This is a genomic window from Streptosporangium sp. NPDC000563, assembly GCF_040299985.1.
Taxonomy (GTDB): Bacteria; Actinomycetota; Actinomycetes; order Streptosporangiales; family Streptosporangiaceae; genus Streptosporangium.
The window spans coordinates 138,446-161,801 of sequence record NZ_JBEPDA010000002.1 but is presented as its reverse complement, the minus strand read 5'-3'; the positions used below and the strand labels follow the sequence as shown (position 1 = coordinate 161,801).

Annotated in this window: 20 protein-coding genes; 8 read left to right on the top strand and 12 right to left on the bottom strand. The window is 71.3% G+C overall.

Annotated features, from left to right (window positions below):
* Positions 1-41: 41 nt before the first annotated feature.
* Positions 42-461, bottom strand: coding sequence for a GlcG/HbpS family heme-binding protein (locus tag ABT352_RS09130; protein WP_350943779.1), 420 nt, complete (start codon positions 459-461; stop codon positions 42-44).
* A 243-nt stretch (positions 462-704) separates the two neighbouring features.
* Between ABT352_RS09130 and ABT352_RS09125 the strand changes: the two genes are divergently transcribed.
* A complete protein-coding gene (locus ABT352_RS09125) occupies positions 705-1,706 on the top strand; it encodes a phosphotransferase enzyme family protein (RefSeq protein ID WP_350943778.1) in 1,002 nt (333 codons plus the stop codon).
* A 192-nt stretch (positions 1,707-1,898) separates the two neighbouring features.
* Here ABT352_RS09125 and ABT352_RS09120 read toward each other — a convergent pair whose 3' ends face one another.
* Entirely contained in the window at positions 1,899-2,756 is an 858-nt protein-coding gene (locus ABT352_RS09120; RefSeq protein WP_350943776.1) for an NAD(P)H-binding protein, read from the bottom strand.
* An 86-nt stretch (positions 2,757-2,842) separates the two neighbouring features.
* Here ABT352_RS09120 and ABT352_RS09115 point away from each other — a divergent pair, with 86 nt between their 5' ends.
* Entirely contained in the window at positions 2,843-3,628 is a 786-nt protein-coding gene (locus ABT352_RS09115; RefSeq protein ID WP_350943775.1) for a helix-turn-helix domain-containing protein, read from the top strand.
* Between the two features lie 430 nt (positions 3,629-4,058).
* Here ABT352_RS09115 and ABT352_RS09110 read toward each other — a convergent pair whose 3' ends face one another.
* A complete protein-coding gene (locus ABT352_RS09110; protein WP_350943773.1) occupies positions 4,059-5,909 on the bottom strand; it encodes a tetratricopeptide repeat protein in 1,851 nt (616 codons plus the stop codon).
* A 455-nt stretch (positions 5,910-6,364) separates the two neighbouring features.
* On the opposite strand from ABT352_RS09110, the gene ABT352_RS09105 reads away from it, so the two are divergent.
* From ABT352_RS09105 to ABT352_RS09090, 4 genes are all read left to right on the top strand, one after another.
* Positions 6,365-7,108: a class I SAM-dependent methyltransferase gene (locus ABT352_RS09105; RefSeq protein ID WP_350943771.1), complete on the top strand. Its 744-nt coding sequence runs from the start codon at positions 6,365-6,367 to the stop codon at positions 7,106-7,108.
* A gap of 12 nt (positions 7,109-7,120) precedes the next feature.
* Positions 7,121-8,053, top strand: coding sequence for a Ppx/GppA family phosphatase (locus tag ABT352_RS09100; RefSeq protein WP_350943769.1), 933 nt, complete (start codon positions 7,121-7,123; stop codon positions 8,051-8,053).
* Between the two features lie 37 nt (positions 8,054-8,090).
* Positions 8,091-8,909: a DUF1206 domain-containing protein gene (locus tag ABT352_RS09095; protein ID WP_350943767.1), complete on the top strand. Its 819-nt coding sequence runs from the start codon at positions 8,091-8,093 to the stop codon at positions 8,907-8,909.
* A 165-nt stretch (positions 8,910-9,074) separates the two neighbouring features.
* A complete protein-coding gene (locus ABT352_RS09090; protein WP_350943765.1) occupies positions 9,075-9,509 on the top strand; it encodes an ATP-binding protein in 435 nt (144 codons plus the stop codon).
* A 34-nt stretch (positions 9,510-9,543) separates the two neighbouring features.
* On the opposite strand, the gene ABT352_RS09085 is transcribed toward ABT352_RS09090, so the two are convergent.
* The 7 genes from ABT352_RS09085 to ABT352_RS09055 form a co-directional block, all read right to left on the bottom strand.
* On the bottom strand, positions 9,544-10,755 hold the full coding sequence (locus tag ABT352_RS09085; protein ID WP_350943763.1) for a DegT/DnrJ/EryC1/StrS family aminotransferase: 1,212 nt from the start codon (positions 10,753-10,755) through the stop codon (positions 9,544-9,546).
* 19 nt (positions 10,756-10,774) lie between these two features.
* Positions 10,775-11,866, bottom strand: a complete 1,092-nt coding sequence (locus ABT352_RS09080) for a GNAT family N-acetyltransferase (protein ID WP_350943761.1) — start codon at positions 11,864-11,866, stop codon at positions 10,775-10,777.
* Between the two features lie 345 nt (positions 11,867-12,211).
* Positions 12,212-13,384 carry a DegT/DnrJ/EryC1/StrS family aminotransferase gene (locus ABT352_RS09075; RefSeq protein WP_350943760.1) on the bottom strand — a complete coding sequence of 391 codons (1,173 nt, stop codon included), beginning with the start codon at positions 13,382-13,384 and terminating at the stop codon, positions 12,212-12,214.
* Positions 13,385-13,441: 57 nt separating this feature from the next.
* On the bottom strand, positions 13,442-14,968 hold the full coding sequence (locus ABT352_RS09070; RefSeq protein WP_350943758.1) for a lipopolysaccharide biosynthesis protein: 1,527 nt from the start codon (positions 14,966-14,968) through the stop codon (positions 13,442-13,444).
* On the bottom strand, positions 14,961-15,137 hold the full coding sequence (locus ABT352_RS09065; RefSeq protein ID WP_350943757.1) for a hypothetical protein: 177 nt from the start codon (positions 15,135-15,137) through the stop codon (positions 14,961-14,963). The genes ABT352_RS09070 and ABT352_RS09065 overlap by 8 nt, the downstream gene beginning before the upstream one ends.
* A gap of 133 nt (positions 15,138-15,270) precedes the next feature.
* On the bottom strand, positions 15,271-16,539 hold the full coding sequence (locus ABT352_RS09060) for a M20/M25/M40 family metallo-hydrolase (protein ID WP_350943756.1): 1,269 nt from the start codon (positions 16,537-16,539) through the stop codon (positions 15,271-15,273).
* A 159-nt stretch (positions 16,540-16,698) separates the two neighbouring features.
* The gene (locus tag ABT352_RS09055) at positions 16,699-17,082 is read right to left on the bottom strand and encodes a histone-like nucleoid-structuring protein Lsr2 (protein ID WP_350943755.1); all 384 of its coding nucleotides are present in this window, start codon (positions 17,080-17,082) and stop codon (positions 16,699-16,701) included.
* A gap of 1,279 nt (positions 17,083-18,361) precedes the next feature.
* Here ABT352_RS09055 and ABT352_RS09050 point away from each other — a divergent pair.
* Positions 18,362-19,729, top strand: a complete 1,368-nt coding sequence (locus ABT352_RS09050) for an SWIM zinc finger family protein (protein WP_350943754.1) — start codon at positions 18,362-18,364, stop codon at positions 19,727-19,729.
* A complete protein-coding gene (locus tag ABT352_RS09045; RefSeq protein ID WP_350943752.1) occupies positions 19,726-22,518 on the top strand; it encodes a DUF7824 domain-containing protein in 2,793 nt (930 codons plus the stop codon). The genes ABT352_RS09050 and ABT352_RS09045 overlap by 4 nt, the downstream gene beginning before the upstream one ends.
* Here ABT352_RS09045 and ABT352_RS09040 read toward each other — a convergent pair.
* Positions 22,500-22,820: a hypothetical protein gene (locus ABT352_RS09040; protein ID WP_350943751.1), complete on the bottom strand. Its 321-nt coding sequence runs from the start codon at positions 22,818-22,820 to the stop codon at positions 22,500-22,502. The genes ABT352_RS09045 and ABT352_RS09040 overlap by 19 nt on opposite strands.
* Complete coding sequence (locus ABT352_RS09035; protein ID WP_350943750.1) at positions 22,813-23,256, bottom strand: DUF1622 domain-containing protein; 444 nt, start codon at positions 23,254-23,256, stop codon at positions 22,813-22,815. Before ABT352_RS09035 ends, ABT352_RS09040 begins: the two co-directional genes overlap by 8 nt.
* Positions 23,257-23,356 lie beyond the last annotated feature (100 nt).

Here is a 23,356-nt window from a genome sequence, read left to right as displayed (position 1 = left end):
ATGACGATTTCCGCCGCCCCTTTTTTTGTTCATATATCCGTTTATGCGCTTTCCCAGAGGGCTGCGGCGGTCTCGGCGCAGACGATGTCCTGGGCAACGGTGCCGCCACTCACGCCGACCGCGCCCACCACCCGGCTCGCCCGGCCCGCCCCGTACCCGTCGCCTGACCCTCCGAGCGGCACACCCCCGCCGAAGCACACGTACCGATCACCCGCCAGACCGTACAACTCGCCTCCCGGCAGGACCAGCGGCGCGAGGTCGGCGGTCGGCATGCGGTGGGCGAGAGCGGTGTACGCCTTGCCGGGGGCGAGGACGGATCCGGTGATCCGCGCGCCGTCCATCCGCTGGAACGCGACCAGGTCCCCGCCCGCGTCCACCACGGCGACCGAGACGAGCGCCCCCTCCCGCGCGGCCTGCCGCACCGCGGCCTCACACATGCGCAGTGCGAGTTCCAGGTTCACCGGTCTCCCCACCGTCTCCAAACCGTCTCGAAGGTCGTCGGCGTGGACGGCCGGGTGCGCGTGCGCCGCCGTTCTGGTGATGTGAGGTGTCATAACGATGCGACGCCCGCGAGGGCCTTTCGGAGGACCGGAGCGGGCCGGGACCGTCGTCCCGTAAGGGAAACGGCACCGCGGGGCGACACCGGAATCTCGGATAGGATCTGGCGTCTCGCGCGCCCGACCCGACCGACGATGGAGGAGCCGATGCGGGTCCACGACCTGTCCGCCGGGGGTGACGTGCTGGCCCGCGTGCACGATGTGGCCCGCGCGGCGACGCGGATCCACGGCCTGCCCGACGCCGAGGTCACCCTGGTCAACGTGTCGGAGAACGCCACCTACCGGGTGGACGATCCGGTCTCGGGCACGCGTTCCATCCTGCGGGTGCACCGGCTCGGCTATCACTCCACCCCGGCGATCCTGTCGGAGCTGTCCTGGCTGGAGGCGCTTCGTGAGCAGGCGGGGATCCGCACCCCCCGGGTGATCCCGGCTCCCGACGGTTCCAGGGTGCTGACCGTCCCGGGCCCCGAGCCGCGCGACTGCGTGATGTTCGAGTTCCTGCCCGGCACAGAGCCGTCCCAGGACGATCCACTGCCCGGCTTCGAGCGGCTCGGCGCCCTCACGGCGCGAATGCACCGGCACGCGCGCGGGTGGTCCCCGCCCGAGGGGTTCACCCGTTTCCACTGGGACTACGAGGCCGCCCTCGGCGCCGAGTCGCGGTGGGGCCGCTGGCAGGACGGCCTGGGGATGGACACCGAGGCGCGGGCCGTGCTGGGGCGGTTGGACAAGGAGTTGCGCGAGCGGCTCCACCGCTTCGGCCGCGGCCCCGGACGCTACGGCCTGATCCACGCCGACCTGCGCGCCGCCAACCTGCTCGTGGAGGGTGAGAACCCGCCCGGCGTCATCGACTTCGACGACTGCGGCTTCGGCTGGTATCTCTACGACCTGGCCGCCGCGGTCAGCTTCGTCGAGCATCGCCCCGAGGTTCCCGAGCTGATCGACGCGTGGGTGCGGGGCTACCGGACCGTCCTGGACCTCCCGGCCGAGGACGAGGCCGAGATCTGGACGTTCGTGATGTTCCGCCGCCTGCTGCTCGTCGCCTGGATCGGCACCCACACCGGTGCCGACATCGCCGCGGAACTCGGCTCCGGCTACACCGAGGGCACCTGCGAGCTGGCGGAACGCCATCTCGGAGGCTCGCTCCGCTGACCCTGCTTGTCGGCTGCCCGTCGGCTGTGCGACTCGCCGGGCGACGCGAGGGTGTCGGTACGTGCGTCATGAGACGTCGATGACGCCGGAAGCCCGGCGCGAAGCCGCCCTGCCCGGCGGAGTCCAGGCCGGGAATCGACCGGGCGGCATCTGACCCGTGTCGCCGCCCGGTCTGAGGTCCAGGTGCCGGTTTCAGCCCGAGACGAAAGCGGCGCTGTGATCGGCCGCCCAGGTGAGGAACGTACGGGGAGTACGCCCCAGCACCCGCTCGACGTCCCGGGTGAGCCGCGCGTTGCCGTCCCGCGCCACCTTCCGGGAGCCGTCGACCGCGAAGGCGGCGAACTCGGGATCCACCCCGGCGGCGATCATCCGCTCGTGGTGGACCTCCAGCGGCACGTCCACCGTCTCGACGGCCCGCCCGAGCGTCTCGCCCAGCGCCTTCGCCATGTCCGGGACGCTGAGCAGCTCGGGTCCGGTCAGTGTGAGGACGGTTCGTACGTGCTCGCCGGACGTCAGCGCCGTCACCGCCACCTCGGCCACGTCACGCGGATCGACGACCCCCTGCCTGCCGTTGCCCGTCGTGTTCGGCACCGGTCGCCCCTGCCGAACCTGGGGAGCCCACCTCAAGGTGTTGGAGGCGAAACTGGACGGTCGCAAAACCGTCCATTCCATCTCACTCGAGCTCAGCGCCCGCTCTCCGGCCAGATGCCAGTCCCCGACCTCGGCGTCCTCGTGATCCTCCCCCGTGCCGATCGCCGAGACCTTCACCACCTTCCGCACTCCCGCGGCCCGCGCCGTTGTGATCATCGCCTCGTCGTGCCGGGCGAGCCACGGGCCCGGGGCACTCAGCAGGAACAGGGCGTCGACACCGCGGGCCGCCTCGGCCAACGACCCTGGATCGTCGAAATCCCCCCGTACGACTTCCACACCCGGCGACGTCGCGCCCTTCGGCGGTTCCCGGGTCATCGCCCTGACATGCTCACCCCGGCCCGCCAGTAACCGGACCACCTCACCGCCGACCGTGCCCGTGGCACCCGTGACCAGAATCATGCGCTCACCCTGTCAGCCCGCCCACCAGCCCTTATAGGAATTTTCGGCACGCATGCGCAGCCTGCGGCCCGGCTAACGTTGTGGTCATGAGCATCGAGGTCCCGATGGCCGTGCCGGACGGCCTGCGGCCGCTGATCAAGGCGGTGAGCGTGCTCAGGGCGGACGATCCCGCAACGGGTGAGCGGCAGCCGCTCGTGCACGTCCCCGACGCCGACACGTCCCTCGTCTTCCGTACGACCGCTGCGGGGCAGAGCGATCTGCTGGTGATCGGCCCGCGCACGCGCGCCTCGTACCACGTCGGCAAGGCCATCCCGCTCTGCCTGCGGCTGCGGTTGCGTCCCGGCGCCGCCCGGCCGTTGCTCGGCGTCCCGGTGAGCGAGCTCACCGACCGGGTGGTCCGCCTCGAGGAACTGTGGGGCTCCTCCTACGACCGGCTGAAAGCCATGCTGAGGCAGGCGGGCGGGGACGACGGCCTGATACTCGAACATCTGGAGGCGGCGCTGTCGGCCAGGTCGTCATCGGACGGGGCGCGAGGCGAACTGGTCCAGGCCGCCGTCCAGGCGCTGGGCGGTCGCACGGGAAAGCGGCGCAAACCGCTGCCCGCCATCGCCCGCCACCTCGCCGTCAGCGAACGCCACCTGCGCGCCGTGTTCGCCGAGGCCGTCGGCCTGCCGCCCAAACGCTTCGAGCGCATCGAACGCGTCCGCGAGATCCTCGCTCTCGCTCGTGCCGACGGCCCCCGCTGGGCCGACCTGGCCGTGGCCGCCGGCTACTACGATCAGTCCCACATGACAGCCGAGTTCCGTACGCTGATGGGCGTCACCCCTGGCGCCTTCTTCGAGGGCCGCCTGCCCGCCCCCCAGCCCTGCTGACATGCTCGCTGCGTAGGACTTGGGCTGCGTCGTCCGGTTTGCGGCCCGCTGACACTCTCGTGTCACCTGACACGACCCCCGGTCGCCCGGTCCGCTCGTCGTCCACCGCCCGCGCTCGTCCGGCCCTCGAATCCGTCATCACCCGTCCCTCGCGGACGCGGCACTCGCGCACGGGGTGTCCGGCGGCGTGGCGCACGGTGACCGCGTCCGGAATCGGGAAATCGCCCCTACCCGCCGCCGATCCCGGGAATATCCGGAGGCGAATACGAGACGGCACACGCACATCACTGTGTGTGCGATGGATATTCGGATAGCGGGATTCTCCCGTACGGGCACGGCACCTTACCGACCGTGACTTTCTGCTTCCAGTCTCCGAATCCGGAATGTTTTCCGGGGCCTTCGCCGTGCCTCGGTCAGGGGACGTCCGGGGTCAGGACTTCAGTTCGCGCCTGATGTCCTCGTCGTCCGGGGCGAGTTCCAGCGCGCGGGTGAGATCGGCACGCGCCTCCTGGTCGCGTCCGGCGGCGCGCAGCGCCATCGCCCGGTTGAACAGCAGGGCGGGATCGTCCCCGGCGTCGAGCGCCCGGGTGAAGTCCGCGACGGCCCCCTCGGGATCGCCGGTCTCGAACGCCAGCAGTCCTCGGTTCGCCCAGGCGGCGGCGAGCGAGGGGGCGAGTTCCAGGGCGCGGTCGAAGGCGGTGCGTGCCCTGTCGTAGCGGCCCTCGGCGGTCTCCACCTGGCCCAGCGCGCACAACAGGTACGGGTTGGCGGGATCGATGGCGAGCCCGGTCTCGGTGTCTGCCCTGGCCGCGGTGTACTCGCCGAGCGCGGCCAGCAGCCCCGCCCGGTTGGCCAGGCCGTCCACGAACTCCGGGTCCAGTTCCAGCGCGTGGTTCAGGTCGGCGAGCGAGCCTCGATGGTCACCCGCGGAGAAGCGGATCTCGGCCCGGTTGTAGTAGGGCTCGGGGAAGGGAGGGCCGACCCGCATCGCCGTCTCGTAGTCGGCGACCGCCTCGTCCATCCGGCCCAGGCGGTGCAGCAGGTTGCCCCGGTCGATGTAGTAGTCGGGATAGCCGGGGTCGGCCGCGATCACCGCGTTCAGGTCGCCGAGCGCGTCCGCGGGACGGCCCAGCATCACGGCGAGTTGCGCCCTGTTGGCCAGCAGCACCAGCCGGTGTATCGGGTGCTCGCCGGGCAGCAGGTCGCGATCGGCCAGGGCGACGGCCTCCTGGACCAGCTCCAGGGCCTTGGCGGGACGGCCGCGCCGCACCTCCACCAGCGCCCGGCCGTTGAGGTCGAACCCCAGTTTGAACGCCCGCTCGCGAGGGTCGGGCAGCAGCGAGGAGATGGCGATCGCCTGGTTCACCAACGCCAGCGCGGCGTCGGGGTCGCGCCGTGCCGGGTCGCGACGGCGGACCTTCAGCATCCCGGTGGCGTAGGCGGCGGAGGCGTGGACGACGGGGGAGAGGCTTTCACGCCTGGCCAGGTCGAACAGGGCCTCCGAGTCGTCCTCGCGGCCGAGCGCGGCCAGCGCGGTCGCGGTGCTGTGCAGGAGCCGCCACCACGTCGCGGGGTCGTCGTCGGGGTGGGCGAGGCGTAGGGCACGCTCGCCGAGATCCACCACGGCGTCGTGGTAACCCTCGTCCAGACACCACTGCACCGCGAACAGGAACGCCTCCACCGCCTTCGACGGGTCACCGCCGCGCTCGCGGTGGTACGGGATCGCTCCGAGTCGAGCGCCGAGTGTCCCCTCCCTCTCCAGCTCGTCGGCGAGGGCGTCGTGCCGTTCCGCGTCGAGGCTCTCCTCGGGAACGGCACGTTCTCGGGTCAGCACGGTGAGCAGTTTCCCGGGGACACGGCGCCGCAGCACCGTCAGGAGCTCAAGGTCGGTGGGGTCGGCCAGGTCGGCGTTCTCGACGACGAACGTGCGGGCACCGGTTTCCGACAGGTGCTCACGGACGAACTCGGCCAGGCCGTTGGCCAGGCGCAGCGTGCGGCGCGGGGCGTGCACCAGGATCCGTTCCGCGGCCGGCAGGCTCGCGGCCACCGACCGGCGCCGGGCGGGGATCCGATCGCGCAGGTCGGGCGCGACGGCGCGTAACTCGATGTCGTAGCGGGAGACGAGTTCGGGCCGGGCGGTGGGTAGCAGGGCGGAGACGATCGCGCTCCCGGCGGTGTACGGCCCGCGCAGGCGCCGATCCGCGTCCACCGTGTCCACCGTGGCCACGGTGGCCACGGTGGGGGGCGGCGGGTCTCCTTGCGGTTGCTGTCCCCGACTCACCGGACTCCTTTAACGCGATTAGTTGATATTTGGCGATATGACTCTACCGGGAGCCGGCGCCCATCGCTGGACGCCGGTTCTGCGATTCCGCCTCAGCCGATGTGTTTAGGGCTGGCGGTACCGCTGAGTGCGATGGTGCCAGGCTTGTGAACAATGACACGCTTCATTACGAGCCTTCCTCGCGAATAAGAACAAATTGCAAGTATTCGCAGTAATCGCCCATATTGACAAGAAGTATTTCTTATCGTGGCCTGATCCGGACAGTCCTATGGACAGGTGCCGCGTGGTGGTCTCGCTGAGACCGGCCCGTCCGCGATCCGCGCCGGGAGCCGCTGACGTGCCGCATCGGCTCGCCTCGGGGTCTCGTACGCGTGACGGGGGAGCGTGGAGAGCCGCGCTGCCTTCCGCGTCCGGCCGCCGCGGCGGGCTCCCCCCGCGGGTGAGACCCTGGTGCGATGAGAGAACCGAGGAGTCGCTGGACGGACATCGCCGGGGGCGACGCCGGGGAGCGGTACGCGGAGAGGTTCGCCCGGCTGGCCGAGTCGGGGGCGGACATGCACGGTGAGGCGCGGCTGTGCGCGGAGCTGCTGCCGCCGCCGGCCCGGGTGCTGGACGCCGGGTGCGGCACCGGGCGGGTGGCGATCCGGCTCGCCGAGCTGGGATACGACTGCGTGGGCGTCGATCTCGACGCGTCCATGCTCGCCGTCGCCCGGAGGGTCGCGCCGCGCCTGCCCTGGATACTGGCCGACCTCGGCGACCTCGGCGACCTCGGCGACCTCGCCGGCCTCGGCGATCCCGTGGCGCTCGCGGACCGCACGGATCAGGAGAACCGGATCGTACGGGATGAACGGGGTAATTCCCCTCAGAGCGGCGAGAAGGGCGGGAGCTTCGACATGGTCGTCGCCGCGGGCAACGTCATCCCCCTGCTCGCCCCCGGGACCGAGGCGCGGACCGTCGCGGGCCTCGCGGCGCTGCTGCGGCCCGGCGGGCTGCTGGTGAGCGGGTTCGGGCTGGACGCCGCCCACCTCCCGCTCGCCTCGGCGACGGTCACCCTGGCCGACTACGACGGCTGGTGCCGGGAGGTGGGGCTCTCCCCGCTGAGGCGCCTCGCCACGTGGGAGGGCGCGCCCTACGACGGCGGCGGATACGCGGTGAGCGTTCACACGCGCACCCCGGACCGGCGGGGCCCGCGGGAGTAGTAACTTCGTCCCATGCGACTGGGCGTTCTCGACATCGGTTCCAACACGGTCCATCTGCTGGTGATGGACGCGCACCGGGGGGCCCGGCCGCTGCCGGCGTACTCCCACAAGGTGGACCTGAGGCTCGCCGAGCACATGGAGGACGGCGACCGCATGTCCGCGCGAGGCGCCGCGCGGCTTCAGGGGTTCGTCGAGGAGGCGCTGCGGCTCGCCGAGGACAAGGGGGTCGAGGACCTCATGGCCTTCGCGACCTCCGCGGTCAGGGAATCGGTGAACGGCGAGGAGGTCCTCGCCAGGATCAAGGCCGACACGCAGGTCGACATCGAGGTGCTGTCCGGCCAGGACGAGGCGAGGCTGACGTTCCTGGCCGTGCGCCGCTGGTTCGGGTGGTCGTCCGGGCGGCTGCTGGTGCTGGACATCGGCGGGGGCTCACTGGAGATCGCCTCGGGCATCGACGAGCAGCCCGATGTCGCGGTGTCGCTCCCGCTGGGGGCGGGCCGGCTCACCCGTAACTGCTTCACCGCCGATCCGCCACCCGCCGAGGAGGTGCGGGCGCTACGCAGGCACGTACGGGCCGAGATCGCCCGCACGGTGGGCAACGTGTCCCGATACGGTCAGGCCGACCACGCGGTGGCGACGTCCAAGACGTTCAGACAGCTCGCCAGGATCGCCGGGGCCGCGCCCTCGAACGAGGGGCCGTCCGTGCGCCGGGTGCTCAGGCACACCGACCTCGTCGGGTGGACCGACCGGCTCGTCAAGATGACCACCGGGCAGCGTGCCGAGCTGCCCGGGGTCTCCGAGGCGCGGGCGCCGCAACTGCCGGCCGGGGCGATCGTCGCCGACGCCGCGATGGACCTGTTCGGGGTGAGCCAGCTGGAGGTGTGCCCCTGGGCGCTGCGCGAGGGAGTGATCCTGCGGCGGTTGGACGCGATGCCCGAACGGTAAGGTTTGCCGGGGCGCTCACAGGTAAGAGCGGGTGGTTATGAACACCCCTCAGGCTCATGTGGAAGGTGCCGCTCGTAAAGCGGCCAACAGTCAGACACTGGACAGGCTGGCACGCGTCGGCATAGCGGGCCGCGGTGTCCTCTACGGCTTGATCGGTTTCCTCGCCCTGCAGATCGCCTTCGGCGGTGGCAGCGGAGGCAAGGAAGCCGACAACAGCGGCGCGATCGAGACGGTGGCCGAGCAGCCGTTCGGGACGTTCCTGCTCTGGCTCATGGTGATCGGGTTCGTCGCGCTGGTCGCCTGGCAGCTGTCGGAGGCCGTCATCGGCCGCGGCCGGACCAAGGACAGGGTGGAGGCCGCCGCACGGGTGGTCGTCTACTCGCTGGTGGTGGCGACGCTGCTCAACGTGCTGCTGCGCGGGGACTCGGGCTCCTCGTCGGACAGCCAGTCGAAGGACATCACGGCGATGCTGATGGACCTGCCCGCCGGGCAGTTCCTGGTGGGCCTGATGGGGCTGGGGCTGATCGCTCTGGGAGGCTACTGGATCCACAAGGGCTGGAAGAAGAAGTTCCTTGAGGACCTGCGCACCGGAGAGATGCCCGCGAAGGCGCGGAACCTCGCCGAGAAGTTCGGCATGGCCGGTTTCATCGCCCGAGGCGCGATCGCCGTGGCCGCAGGTGTCTTCATCATCCAGGCCGCGATCACCTACGACCCCGACAAGGCCAAGGGCGTCGACTCCACGCTGCGCTCGCTCGCCGACACCCCTGTCGGTCCGTGGCTGCTCGGTCTCATCGCGATCGGTCTGCTGCTGTTCGCGGCCTACTGTTTCTTCGAGGCTCGCTGGCGCCGTCTGTGACGGATGGAACCGCACGGTACGCCAGGTGCGGACACGCAGGTGAAAGCCGCTTTGGCAAGCCTCACCTGGCTATCCGGTAAGTGATCACATTCCTACTTTTCCGCGACATCTTCCCCGCCGACCTCCGCGTCTTCCCAGAAGTGAAACGTCATCGGAGGGGGCGGTATGGACTCGTCGGAGTACGACGGCAGTGAATGGGTTCTCCGCCTGGCGGGGTCCCCGGACCAGGTGGCGAGAGCGCGCCGCCTGGTCTCGGTGATTCTGGGGCGAGACCACCCCCTGCACGACGACTGCGTCCTGCTGACGAGTGAGATCGCCACCAACGCGGTGATCCACTCCAGGTCGGGGAACGGCGGGGCGTTCACCGTCACGGTGGTCCACTCACCGGCGGGAGTGCGCGTCTCGGTCCAGGACGAAGGCTCCTGCCAGGCCCCCACCGCGAGCCGGGCCTCGGCCGACGCGACAGGGGGCCGGGGCCTGCCCATGCTGGAGACGCTGGCCCACCGCTGGGGCATGGTCAGGGAGGCGGGCTCCAACAGGGTCTGGTTCGAGCTGGAGACGGCCGACCTGCGCACGGGCGACCTCGCCGCCGCCCGGTAGACCCGGCGCGTACCGGGCGGGAGCGCCTCCTCGCTCAGCCGGGCCGTCGCGGCGTCGTGAAGGGCCGCGTGGCCGGGCGGACGTCCAGGTCGGCCAGCAGCCCGGCGATGCGGGCGGCGCGGAGCGGGTCGACGGGCAGGACGTGACCGGTCCACCAGCGGGCGATGTCCGGGGTCGGCCCCGAGGGAACCCGGTCCAGATAGTCGTCCAGCGGCGGGTCGTAGATGAAACCGGGTACCACGCCGCGGCTCTCCAGCCGGGCGACGACCTCGTCGCGGTTCTCGACCAGCAGGGGCACCCGCAGCAGCGGCAGCGGCGCCGCCTCGCGGACGCCGTCGGCCGCCCAGGGCAGGGCGCGGAGCAGCTCGACCCCGGCCACCCGGCGCTCCCGTTCGCGGTCGATCACCCGGAACCGGGAGCGGTGGTATCCGCGGAGCAGCGCCCCCTGGCGCATCCGCCAGTCGTCGAGGTCGATCCGCAGCCAGTGGTCCATGGCGCGCGGGTCGACCGGGTCGGCGGCGACGACCGCGCGCAACTCCTCCTCGCGGGGCGGGCAGCGGTGGCCGGTCCAGCGCACGAGACCCAGCGCCTTGAGGGCGTGCCACATCGGCCTGACCAGCCCGGTGCGGTAGATCGTCTCGCGCAGCACGGGCCGCAGCGTGCCGAGCAACTGGGCGCGCGCCCCTCCGGGGAGCAGCAGCTCGTCCCTGGCACGCGCCAGCTCGGGCAGCACGGCCGGGTCCTCCGCGGTGAGGAACCCGCCGGACATCGCCCGCCCGTGCTTGGCGAGGCTGAACACCCCGGCCGTACCGAACGTGCCCGCGGGGCGGCCCTCCACGGTCGTCTGCATGGCGTGCGCCGCGTCGTCGAGGAGGATCACGCCGCGCCGGTCGCACTCTGCGCGCAGCTCGGTCACCCGGTCGGGCTGACCGTACAGGTGGGTGGTGACGACACCGGCGAGTCCGGTCCAGTCGACGGCGGGGACGTCGATGTTGCCGTCGCGCCAGGAGACCGGCGCCATCACCGGCTCGAGTCCGGCGGCCAGCACGACGAACAGCACCGTCTCACAGTTGGTCGGCGAGATCAGCACCCTGTCGCCGCGCTTGAACCAGTGGCGCAGCGCGAGGAGCAGGCCGAACCTGGCGGACGGCACGTGGAGGCACTCCTGGCCGATCCGGTCACGCATGACCGCCTCAAGCGCGCGGCGGCCGTCCGCGGGGCCGGAGGTGGCAAGGCGGGCGCTCATCGGGCCTCCTTCCGAGGGCTCATCGACTCTTCCTGCCGGTGCGCAGCCGACCGTATCGCTTCATGGCCCGGTCGGCGGCGCCGTACAGGACCGGGCTGTCGAGGATGAACCGCCGCACCCGGCGGACCGGCTCGGTACGCAGCCAGTGCGCCGCCGCGCCCATCGACCGGCGGCGCACGATGCCCTCGGTGACCGGGACGGTCCTGCTGCACAGCGCGTCCTTGTACTCCGAGCCGTTGCTGATGCCCAGGTCCAGCGAGGTGATCCCGAGCTTCGCGGCGGACTCGACCATGCGCAGGTGCTGGATCAGGCCGGGGGAGTATCTGGCGTACTCGGGATCGTACGCGGGGAACCAGCCGATCATCGTCGTGCCGGTGCGCAGCCCGAAATGACCCGCGACGGGCCTGCCGTCGGCGTACAGCATCGACAGCGGCCCCGCGAAGTCGTCGGTGTCGACGGCGTGCAGGCGTTCGACCAGCTCCACGACCCACGCCTTGCCGAAGCGGTCGGCGCGGCCCATCCGCTGGTACTGGGCGGACTTCCACCGGCGCAGCAGCCGGAAGCTCTCGGGGTCGTCCACCGCGAACTCGGCGGTGACCTCGCCCACGTCGCGGCTCAGCTTCCGCTCCTTGTACAGGGTGGACTTGAGGAACTTCGGGGAGCGTCCGCGCAGCTCGTCGAGGAAGGCGTGGTAGCCGTCGGCGAAGTCGAGGACCACGGCCTCCTGTCTGAGCGTCTCGAACGGCTCGAACCACGGCTGGTGGTCGACCAGACAGCCGAACTCCCACACGCTCAGCCCGCACGCCCGAAGCAGGGCGTCGGAGTCGAACTCGGCGCCCGGCCGGTGGACGACCCCCTGGGAGAGCGACACCCACCCGCCCAGAGCGGTACTCACCCCGCCGCCGTGCAGTTCGAAGGGGAAGAACCCCACGGGCCCGCCGGACTCGCTGATCACCGCTACCCGCGCTTCCGGGCGGACCTCGCCCATCGCGATCGTGAAGTCCGGGCTGAGGAAGGGATTGTCCAGGTGTGAGGTGGAACATTGCATTCCGCGCCATGCCGAGATCTCGGCCGGGCCCAACTCCGCGGGCCGGATGACGCTGATTCTCATGCGCCGTCCCCCGTCGCGCCGGGGCGACCGGCGGTGTGCGCGAACCTACCGTTCACGAGGCCGATGGTCCTTTCTCGAAGCCTGGGACCAGGCAATCGGACGTCGTCGGAGCAGGGGAGGTCCGGACGGCGCGCATGGGGACGTGCGTCACGGCACGTGGAAACCGTCCCAGAACCAGGCGGCGGCTGATCCCCCGATCACGAACCGCCGATCCCCCGACTTCCCGAGTGGCGAATCCCCCGATCCGCTCTTCCCTCGAATCGCCACCCGATGCGCTGAATCTATCGGGATATCGCCCTATTCGCTTAGTAACGAGATAGTTCGCTTGGTAATACGACAGGCTCGCTACGCGACGTCGAAGGAGGCCGGTCCCGAGGGCGTCCTGGGCGGCAGCGGAGGGACCGCGGGGATGAGCCGCTCGATGACCGGCAGGGCGCGATGGGCGTACAGCGGGTCGATCGGCAGCACGTGCCGGGCCCACCAGCGCGCCACCTCGGGCTCGGGTGAGGGGTCGGTGAACTCGGGCAGGTAACCGTCGTACGGCGGGTCGTAGAGGTATCCGGTGGCGACCCCGTGCCGCTCCAGCTCGGCGATGGCCGCGTCGCGGCCGTAGACCAGCAGCGGAACCCGGAAAAGCGGCTGGTCCAGGTGGCGGCGTACGGCCGGGGCGACGGTGGGCAGCGCGGCCAGTGTCGAGACACCGGCGATCCGCCGCGACCGCTGGCGGGGCAGCGCGTGCAGGCGCCTCGACTGGTACCAGCGAGAAAGGTGGCCCCGCCTGGCCCGGTAGTCGTGCAGGTCGGCCCGGACCCAGGAGTCGAACGCCGGCAACTGCTGGGGTGCGTACTCCATCGCCTTGAGCAGATCCTCGGGGCGTGGCGCGATGCGGTATCCCTCGCGCTCCTCCTCCATGCCGAGGGCGCGCATCGCCTTCAGCGCCGGGCGGACCATGTTCAGGCGCAGCGCGGCGTGCCGGCCCGCGGAGGTCAGCACACTGTGGATCTCTTTCTTGAAGACACCGGGCTGCAGCAGCCGGTCGCGGTCACGCTCCAGGGCGCGCAGATCCGAGAGGTGCTCGACCGCGATCACTCCGCCGGAGCCCGCTCCCGCGTGCTTGGACAGGCTGAACACGCCGGCCACCCCGAAGGTGCCGATCGGCCTGCCGTTCACGCTCGTCTCGATCGCGTGCGCGACGTCCTCGATCAGGATCTTGCCGCCGAACGCGGCCACCCGGTCCGGCAGGCCGTACAGGTTGGTGGTGAGCACCGCGTCGACCGTGTCGAGGTCGACGGCGTCGACGTCGATGTTGCCGTCGTCGAGGGAGAGGGGGGCGATGACCGGGCGCAGCCCGGCCGCGAGCACGAGGAAGAGGATCTCGTCCGCCGACAGCGGTGACATCAGCAGCCGCTGACCGGGGCTGCACCAGTGCCGCAGGGCCAGATACAGGCCAAGGCGGTTGGAAGGCAGCGGAAGACAGAGGCGATGAGTCCGCTTCGCCACTATGTGCTCAGGAGTCACCGGAGACCAGATATCACGTACGACATCGCGACCGCAAACCGGAAGGGCCGTGTCGCCCTAACCGGTCGCCACCTGGGATGTTTTGCCATGTTTCATCACTCTGCGCATGTTTGGGAAGATCAGCAGCGCGACCAGGAGCTGGCTGCCGAGCATGGCGTAGCCCACCGCGGCGATTCCGAAGTGGGGGAAGAGCACCGCTATCGAGGTGAGGACCAGGACGGCCATCCCGATCTGGACGAGGGCGAGCTTGCGTGCCTCGCTCTGGGCGCGCAGCATGCTGAGGCAGATCTCGATCACCGTCTGGGGGAGCACGGCGATCGCCATCAGGCGCAGCAGCGGCGTGCCCGCCTCGGCGAACCCCGGGCCGAACACGCCCAGGATCAGCGGCGCGCCGAGCACGACCACCGCGACGACCGGCCCGACGATCAGGAAGGTGCGCCGCAGCGCGTTGCGCACGCTCTGTCCCAGCTGGGCGGCGTTGAAGGAGCCCTCGACGGTGAGCGAGACCGCCATGTTGGCCGCGAGCAGCCCGACCATGGAGCCCAGGGTGTGCGCTATCGAGAAATAGCCGAACGTCGGGGCGTCGTCGAGCCAGCCCGCGACGATGACCGGGACGAGATAGAGGATCAGCAGGATGGAGAACGCGCCGGGGAAGTCTCCGGCGAGGAAACGACCCACCTCGCGCAGGCGCGGCGGGTTCGCCGCGGTCACCTCGGTGTTCTTGACGTGCTTGGGGATGATGACCCCGAAGATGAGCCAGCTGATCGGGATCAGCGCTATGGCCGTCGGCACGATCCACGAGACGAAGATGCCGCCGAAGACGCCGCCCTGCGGCAGCGCGTGCGCCAGCGCGATGAGCAGGCCCATCTTGACCAGGCCGAACGCCAGGCTGTTGACCGGCACCCAGACGGCGTTGCGCAGCCCGGCCAGCGTCACGTCCTGGAGGGTGAAGATCGTCCACACGAGCACCGAGGCGAGGAAGAACAGGCCGGGACCGAGCCCGCCGAGGTCGGCGTAGACCGATCCCCACAGCGGTAAGGTCAGCAGGAACCCCAGCGCCGCCACCAGGCCGGTGGCTCCGGCGACCGCGTAGCCGCGCAGGATGAACTCGGCGGTGCGGCGCCCGGCCACCGGGATGAACCTGGCCATGGCGCCCGCGAAGGCGAGCCCGGTCAGGGAGGAGAACAGCCGCATCGCGCTGATCTGGGCCTGCCCCTCACCGAACGCGGTGGCGCTGTACAGGTGCGTGGCGAGGAACCAGTAGCCGAGCCCCAGTACGGCGGTGATCCCCGTGTTGATCATCAGCGCGTAGCCCTGCAGGAACAGTGGGTTCCTGAGGTCCTTGCGGAGGCGGTCCATCAGGCCGGTCCCGCGTGCCTCGGTGGCCGTCCCGCCCGTCGCCCGCTCGCCTCCGTCGCGCGTCACGCCGCCATCGTCGGCCGGACCGCTTGCATCGACCTTGCCGTCGGCTGTACGGAGACCGGAGGCCGTGTTCGCGCCGGGGCGGAGAATGTCCGGCCCGCTGCCCGGCGTGGGGGCGCCGCTCCCCGGCCCGGCGTGCCGGCCGGTGCCGTGCTCACTCACGCCGGTCTCTCCGATCCGCGCCGTCCCCGAAGGCGGCGCGGGAGCGCCGCGGATCGCTCGGGCGGGGTGGGGCGGTGGTCTCGTCGACGGTGTCGGAAGGGCTCGTCACCGGCCTTCGCGTCTCGTCGCGAGACCTGCCGGTCACCGAGGGGTACATGAGAATCGGCACGTGAGTCATGATGCCCCAGTTTCCGGCGGGCCGTGTCCGGCATGTATACGGAAGTCCCAGGCAGGGCTTGATTGTGATAAAGGCTGCCCCGTTTTCGTGGGGATTGGGATGAGCGGGAGTGGCTGAGATCACCTCAGCGGGAGGTGAGGAGGCGGTCCAGGACGCGGACGCCGAACTCCAGACCCTCGACGGGGACACGCTCGTCCACCCCGTGGAACATGCCGAAGTAGTCGAGGTCCGGGGTGAGCATCAGCGGGGCGAAGCCATAGCCCCTGATGCCGAGCCCGGCGAAGGACTTCGCGTCGGTGCCGCCCGACATCACGTACGGCACCGGTCGCGCCGACGGGTCCTCGGCCACCAGGGCGGCGCGGAGCCGGTCGAAGAACGGCGAGTCCAGCGGGGCGGAGGGGGCGTCCTCGATGTTGACGAACTCCCGGGTCACCCGGGGGCCGAGCAGACGGTCGATCGTCTCCAGGAACTCCTCCCGATGCCCTGGCAGGAACCGCCCGTCCACGTGTCCCTCGGCGGTGCCGGGGACCACGTTGACCTTGTAGCCCGCCTGGAGCATCGTCGGGTTCGCCGAGTTGCGGATCTGCGCCCCGAACAGGTCGCCGATCCTGCCGAGCCGCCGAGCCTCCTCCTCCAGCCGGTCGAGATCGATGCGCTCGCCGAGAACGGCCGACAGCTCATCGATCAGCGCCGCCACTCCGGGCGTCAGCCGCACCGGCCAGCGGTGGGAGGCGATCCTGGACATGGCGTGGCAGAGTTCGGCCACCGCGTTGTCCACCGGCGGGCGGGAGCCGTGGCCCGCGACGCCGGTCGCGGTGAGCCGCATCCAGGCGGTACCGCGCTCGCCCACCGCGACGGGGTAGATCCGCGCGCCCCCGGCCTCGACGCTGTAGCCGCCGGACTCGCTGATCGCGTCGGTGCAGCCGTCGAACAGCTCGCGGTGGCGCCGTACCGCGTAACGCGCTCCGTACTCGCCGGTGGCCTCCTCGTCGGCGAGGAAGGCGAGGACGATGTCCCGATCCGGCCGCACCCCGCGCCGGGCCCAGTCGCGGACCAGGGTGAGCGTCATGGCGAGGGTGCCCTTCATGTCGATCGCGCCCCGGCCCCAGACGCATCCGCCGAAGACCTCGCCGGAGAAGGGGGGGATCCGCCAGTCGGACGGCCTCGCGGGGACCACGTCGAGGTGGCCGTGGATCAGCAGGGCCTCGGGCGAGTCGCCGGGGATCCTGGCGATCACGCTGGTCCTGCGGCTGGCCGACTCGAACACCACGGGCTCGACCCCGGCGTCGGACAGCAGGGTGGCGACGTGCTCGGCCGCCGGACGTTCACCGGTGCCGGGGTTGGTGGTGTCGAATCTGATCAGATCCGAACAGATCTGTGCGACCTCGCTCATCAAAGAACGCCCCCGGAGCCAGATTCCCAAAGCTTTTCATCAAAAGGTGCATACCCCTCCGGGTTGGAAGTAGCACCCCATGTGGTCATTATGTGGTCGTTTCGAGCACTCCCGGTCGGCTATGACGCCGCCACCCCTACAGGGTCCGGGAGCCCGGCCTCACTCGCTGTGCGCGGTCTGCGGGGTTTTTTTGGTCGAGCCCTTCGCCACGCTGGGGTCGCCCGCGGCGAACGCCTCGGCGACCTTTCCTCCGATGCGTCCGCGCTCGCTCACCTCGATCCCGTGGGACTTCGCCCACGCCCGGATCTCGGCGCTCCGCTCACGGTTGCCGCCGGAACCCTTCGCCCTGCCCTTGCGGCCCATGGAGGTGCTCGCCTTGCGGGCGGCGGACTGGAACGGTCTGAGGGCCTCGCGAAGTTTCGTGGCGTTCTTCGAGCTCAGGTCGATCTCGTAGGCGGTGCCGTCGAGGCCGAACGAGACGGTCTCGTCGGCCTTCTTACCGGTGATGTCATCGGTGAACGTGACGACTTGCTGACGTGCCATTGTGTGACTCCTTAATCTTGGCGCCGGAGCGTGCGGCCGTGAACCCGGCCGACGATGGTCCCGCGTCTCTTCCCCGCGCGTAAAACTCTAGTCCCTCCTTTCGTTGTCGCGCCCAGGAAACCCCTGTTCGCCGGAGATCCACTCCCTCAGGTTAATTACTCGAGGTCGAACTCCGGCGTCTCCACGTCATTGGTAAATGCTTCCCGTTCGCGGGGCATTAAAAACGACGACGACACCGGGACCCCTTGGCGGCTTGTATGCCGGGCTCTGTCGGCCGCCCCGGCGGGCTTTACCGAAGGGGGGCCGGGGCGCTTTGGAGTTTCGTGACCTCCGGGTGGTTTCCATCCTGGCCGCCCGGAAAAAAATCGACTTCCACCACTTCGGGGCACTCCGGTGCATCGTTCGGCCGCGGTTCGTTTCCCGCGCTCCGTGGCGCCGGAGGCGCCGGCCTGCCGCGGCGGTCCTCTCGGCCGGCAGACAGGTTCTTTCGTTCCATTTTCGCTGCTCACGGTACTTGTCACACCGAGACCGACGGAAGGGACGAGGGGTGGGCCAGGCCGGGAGAGGTGGAAGGAGAGGCTTCGCGCGGTTCGCGCCGGACGCTCGGCGGACAATTCGCGCACGCCGGAAGTTCGTAACCGAGCGCGTTCCGGGATTCCGGAGGACAAATGGCTTCCCCGCCCCCGGAATGCGCGCCGCCCGTGCACGGGTTTCAGGTGTCCGGTATCGGGCGCCTTCGAAGGTGCCGCCGGTACGTTGCCGATCACATTGAGGTGTGATCTCGACACTCTCCGGTAAGGCAAGACTCGCCTTGCGGACCGTATGATTCCGGGCGTCTCGCATTGCGGGAGAGGGGGGACGGCGATGGTCGTTTGCTCCTTGGCCGACATTGGCCCGTTCCATCACCCGGATCAATCGCGCGGCCTTCCCCGAATTGTTCGCGAACCGATCGGAGATCGGATAGGCGTATTGACCTGATCCCGGCGTTCCCGGTTCGGCCGGACCCCGGGGCCCGGCGCCCGGCCGTCCGGCCCGATCACCGGATCGCCCGGACGTGCTCACCGGGGACTCCCCTCCGGCCCGCCCGGCGGCCGGGAGGTCCGCCGGTCCCGGGCCTCGGACGGGCTCCCGAACCCTCGGCCCTTCGCCCCGGAGTCCCGGGAGCCCCAGGAGCCCGAACAGTCCCGGCGGCTTCGGCGGGAGTCCTCGGCGTCGGTGGCCGACGCCTGCCGTGCGGACGAGATCGGATTTGTCGGTAGCGATCTCTACCGTCCGGCTCATGACGAACGCAGTGCAGGCCTACGCCTATGCCGGCCCCTCCACACTCGCCGACGGACATCTGGGCCTGTCGACATCCGGTGGCCGGACCACGTCGGGGTTTCTCGACCATCCCCGCTTCTTCAGCGGAGTGCTCACCCAGGCCGCACCGGCCGCGACCGGCCTGCTCGCGGTCGCCGACGTGGCATTGGCCCGCTACCACCGGCCGCAGCCGGGATTCACCCGCGATCCGGTCGTGACCTGTGGTGGCGACCGTCTTCGATTCGAGTCCTTCTCCGCCTGCGGTGGCGTCTACGCCCGGCTGGACGTGCTCGGCCCCGCCCTCGACGGTGAGATCTTCGACCGGGGCACCACCAACGTGGACGTCAACAACCCGCTGCGTGAGGCACTGGCCAGGGTCGGCGCCCGTGACCCGCTGCACGTCGGGGTCGGCCCCGACGAGCTCACCGTGACCACCCTGGACGGCGCGGTCGTGGAGAAGAAGGTGCCGCTGCCCGACCGGTGGCTGCGCGGTTTCGCGGAGGTCCAGGTGATCGCCTCCGGATTCGACCTGCGTGCCGAACTCGCCGGGCCGCAGGCCGTCAGGTTCCTGCGCGGCCTGCCGAAGCGGGCGACGGCCGAGGTGTGGGCGGTCCCCGCGGGCAGGGAACTGAGACTTTCGGAGCGGGCCCTACCCGGTGGGGTCCATCTGGCCGGGGCCGGCAGGCTGGCGACGATGATGCCGTCGTTGCGCTTCGCCAAGGCTCTGCGGGTGTACGGGCCGGCGGACGGCTCGGGGGCGAGCGCCTGGGAGCTGGAACTGCCCGGTATGCGGTACACACTGGTGCTTTCTCCGCAGGCTTGGCGCGGTTTCTCCGGGGAGGGAGCCGTCCTGGACGATCTTTCCTCGGACGTGGTGGCCGGCGACGCCGACCTGGTCGGCGTCCTGCTCGACTTCGAGCCCACCCTGGAACTCGGCCTGCTCGCCGAACGCTCCGGGCTCGCGCCGGAGCGGGTCCGGGCCGCGCTCACCCAGCTCGGCACGGCGGGCCGGGTCGGCTACGACCTCTTCGAGGCCGCGCACTTCCACCGCGAGCTGCCCTACGACCGCGACCACGTCGCGGCGCTGAACCCCAGGCTCGGCTCCGCCCGCGCCCTGCTGGCCTCCGGCGCCGTCCGCCTCACCGGTGCCGATTCGGCCGAGGTGACCACCGGAGGCGGCGTCCGCCTGGTGCGGACGGCGGAGGGGTCGTGCACCTGCCCGTGGTGGTACGACCACCGGGGCTCGCGAGGCCCCTGCAAGCATGTGCTCGCCGCCCGGATGGCCGCCGGCACCCCGGACGCCTCCCCGGCGGCGCCGCTCTCCCAGGTCGGGGAGGACTCCCGATGACGGTCTGGGACGAGGTCCGCGACCTCATCGACAACGGTGGCCTCGACGAACTCGCGGCCCGGATGGCGGGGCTCGACGCCGCCGGGCGCAAGGAGGTCGCGAAGGAACTGCCGGGACACCTCAGGTCGGTGCGTCTCGGGACGGACGACTTCGAGCGGTGGGAAAGCCGGGGCGCGCGGAGAGAACGCCTGCGGGTGGCGGGCGCGGGCTCGCTCGGTGGCGCGGCGGCCGTGGCCACCTGGCTGAACCGCCGCGAATTCGCGTTCTTCAGCTGGGAGAGGCCGGGCGACACCGACGCCCTCATGACGGTGATCTCCGCGCGGGAGCCCGAGTGGCAGGCCGATCTGGTCACCCGGCTCACGCTCCGGATCCGCGACCGGACCTCACCGGGGGTGCCACTGGCGCTGAACCTGCTCCGCCGTACCGGCGTGACCCCGCCCGAGCACGACCCGCTCGTGCTCGGCTGGCTCGCCACGCCGCCCGGTGCGAGCAGGCTCCGCAGGGACCCGCTCTTCGACACCCTGCTGCCGAGGATCTTCGAGGCACAGGGCGTGGGCCGTGCCCTGCGCGAGGAGCGAAGCACCCCGCTGCGCTCCGACTCCTGGCTCGGTGCCCTGGCCATGCTGGGCGGCGAGGGGCGGGCGAGCCGCGAGATGCTCCTGAACGGCTGCGTGAGCCGGTTCCTGCGCGGAGGGGACGCCGTCGACCTGCGGTTCTTCGTCCGCCTCCACGAGCTGCTCGACCACACGTACGCGGAGGTGGAGGCCCGCGCCCGCGACTACCTGCGCCTGCTGCCGGCCGCGCCGGGGCCGGTCGCGGAACTCGCGCTCAGGCACCTGCGCCGCCTCGACCACCTCGACCCGGCCGACGTGACCGAGGCACTGGAGGGCGTGCTGTTCCGCGCCGAGAGCGGGCTGGTACGCACCGGGCTGACCTGGCTCGACCAGACCCTGCGGCGGTCGCCGGAACGGGCCGACGAGCTGGCCCCGGCTCTGGCGTCCGCGTTCGGACACGAGGCGTACGCCGTACAGGAACGCGCCACGCGCCTCGCGGCCAAGCACGCGGCACACCTCACCCCGCTCGGCGCGGAGACGCTGCGCTCGGCGCTGGACGCGCTCCCGCCCGACCTGAGACGGCTCCTCGCCCAGACGGTCGGGGGAGAGCCGGAGCCCGAGGCCGAGCCGGAGGTCCTCGTCCCGCCGCCGCTCATCCCACCCGATCCGGTAGGAGCCTTCCCCGATCCACCGGGTACGGTCGCCGAACTGGTCCGCGCGGGTTCCTCTCGCGACTGGCAGGAGGCCGAGCGGTGGCTCGCGGGCTTCGTCCTGCTCGCGACGGAGGACCGCGAGGCGCTGCGCGCCGCGCTCAGCGGGAGCGTCGACCGGATTCACGAGCTCTACCGGAGGGAGGACTGGTACGCGCCGCACGACTGGTTCACCGCGATCGCCGCCGAACTCGTCACCCCCGGCGCCGACCCCGGACCGGCGGTTCGGGAGGATCCCGAGGTTTCCGAGGGGTGGACCTTCGGGAACGTCACGACCGGTTCGGGGAGCCTGGGCGGCTGGGAGATGTTCCTCGGTGATTTTCTCGCCGGAGCGCGCGACCAGATCATGCGGGTCCTCGCCGGAGTCGGCGAGGGCGGCGGGGCGACAGGGCCGGGGGAGGCGTACGGCGCCGCCCGGGTGCTCAGGCCCGACCGGCTCCCCGGTGAGTACGACGTCTCCGCGCCGCACCGGTTCGTGCTCCGGCGGTGCGCGGAGGTGCTCGCCGCGCTCAGGGCGGGAACGCTGCCGCCGGTCCTGCTCGCGACCCCGACCGCCGCCACCGGTCACCTCGATCCCGCCGTCTTCCTCACCCGGCTGGAGGCGGTCGAGGCCACCGGGGCCGAGCCGCTGCCCGCAGACTTCCAGCAGGCGCTGCTGCGGTTGCCGGCGACGGTGGAGCCCGAGGCGGTCGTCCGGGCCGGAGGGCTCACCTCCGAGGCCGGGCGCCGGGCGGCGCGATGGCTGGCGGAGGGGCCGGTCGAGGTGGAGACGCGCGTCCGCTGGACGTTCAGCGAGAACGGGGACCTTCGCCACACCGACGAACACGAGCCGCCTCCGGGCGCCCGCCTGAATCCGGTCCCCCGGGTGCGGGCCGAAACGACCGGCCTGCCCTTCGTCGACGAGCTGCTCGGCGAGGTGCCGAGCAGCCACGGGGAGATGCACGGCCAGTGCCTGGGCTGGTGGCCCGCCGTCCTGCCCTCGCACCGCGACGTGGTCGCCGCCGGCTATCTCCCTCATCTGCTCCACTCCTGGTACCGGCCCGGGGTCCAGTCGGAAGACGTCGAGGCGCTCACCGCCGGTGAGGGGCCGGCCGGTGAGCCGATCGCGCTGCTGCTCGCCTTCTTCCTCGCCCAACGGGATCCGGACCGTGGCGTGCGGCTGGTACTGCGGATGGCGGCGAGGGGGGACCTGCCCGCGGACGCGCTCGGCAGGCAGCTCGCCCTGCTCACGGAGCGGACCTGGGTGAAGCTGCCGCACGCGGTGGCCGGGCTTGGGCGGGCGGCCGGGCAGGGAGCCCACCGAGAGGTCTGGCAGGTGATCCGGGCGGCACTGCCGCACGTGTTGCCGGGGGAGGGGGAGCGGCCGCGCTCGGGCGCGACCGAGCTCGTCGCCCTGGGCGTGGAGGTGGCAGGCCGGGCCGGGGCGCGAGGAGAGATCACCGGGCTCGCCCCGTCGTCACGCCGTTCCTCGTCGGGGTTCGGCCGCCAGTGCCGCCGCCTGCACGACTATCTCGTACGGTCCTGAGCCCGTCCGCTCGGGGCGGGGGTGGCGGGACGGTGGCCGGGCGGACGCCGTCCCGTCGCGTGTGCGGAGAACGCCGAGAACGCCGTGGCGACGAGCTTGCGGATCAGCACCGTGAGCGCCGCGGTGATGATCGCCGCCCAGGTCTGGGCCTGGGAGAGGCGCAGGAGCCCGGCCGCGAGGAGGAAGTCGAGCAGCACTCCCAGGGCGGTGCCGGCGGCGGCGCCGGAGAGGAGGACGGCGAGCGCCGCGGCCAGTCCCATGACGACGATGAGGGGGACGAGCGTGCGGGCGAGGTCAGTCATTCCCCGCACCGGGCGGGACGCGCCCGCCGGGGTCGTCCGGCGAATCCCGCCCGCCGGGGACGGCCTGCGAGGCGCCCCCGCGTGCCTCGCTCATCGTGCGTCCCTCCCGCTGGATCTCCCTGTTCAGGAAGAAGTTCAGGGCGGTGCGGATGGCCGCGATCGCCGCGAGCTGCCCGATCTGCGGGAAACTCGGCGCGATCGCCGTGCGCAGCACGTCGCTCGCCAGCTGGAACTCCAGGCCGAGCGCGAGGAAGCGTCCCAGGAACAGCCGCACCGCGATGAACCCGTCCTCGTGCCGCCGTACGGCCACCAGCACGAACCGCACGAACGCGATCGCGGCGCCGACGAAGATGACGGCCGCCCCGGCCGCCTCGACGAGGCGTACCAGCAGGTCGACGAGCCGCCGGAGGGTCTCCTCCGGTAGAAGATCGGGCATGGGCTGCTGGTACCCCGCCGGATCCCGGCCCATGCGCCCGCGGTCGCCACCCGGTCCGCGCCGCCCGGAGGCGGAGAGCGGCGCGGATCGGACGCCCGCG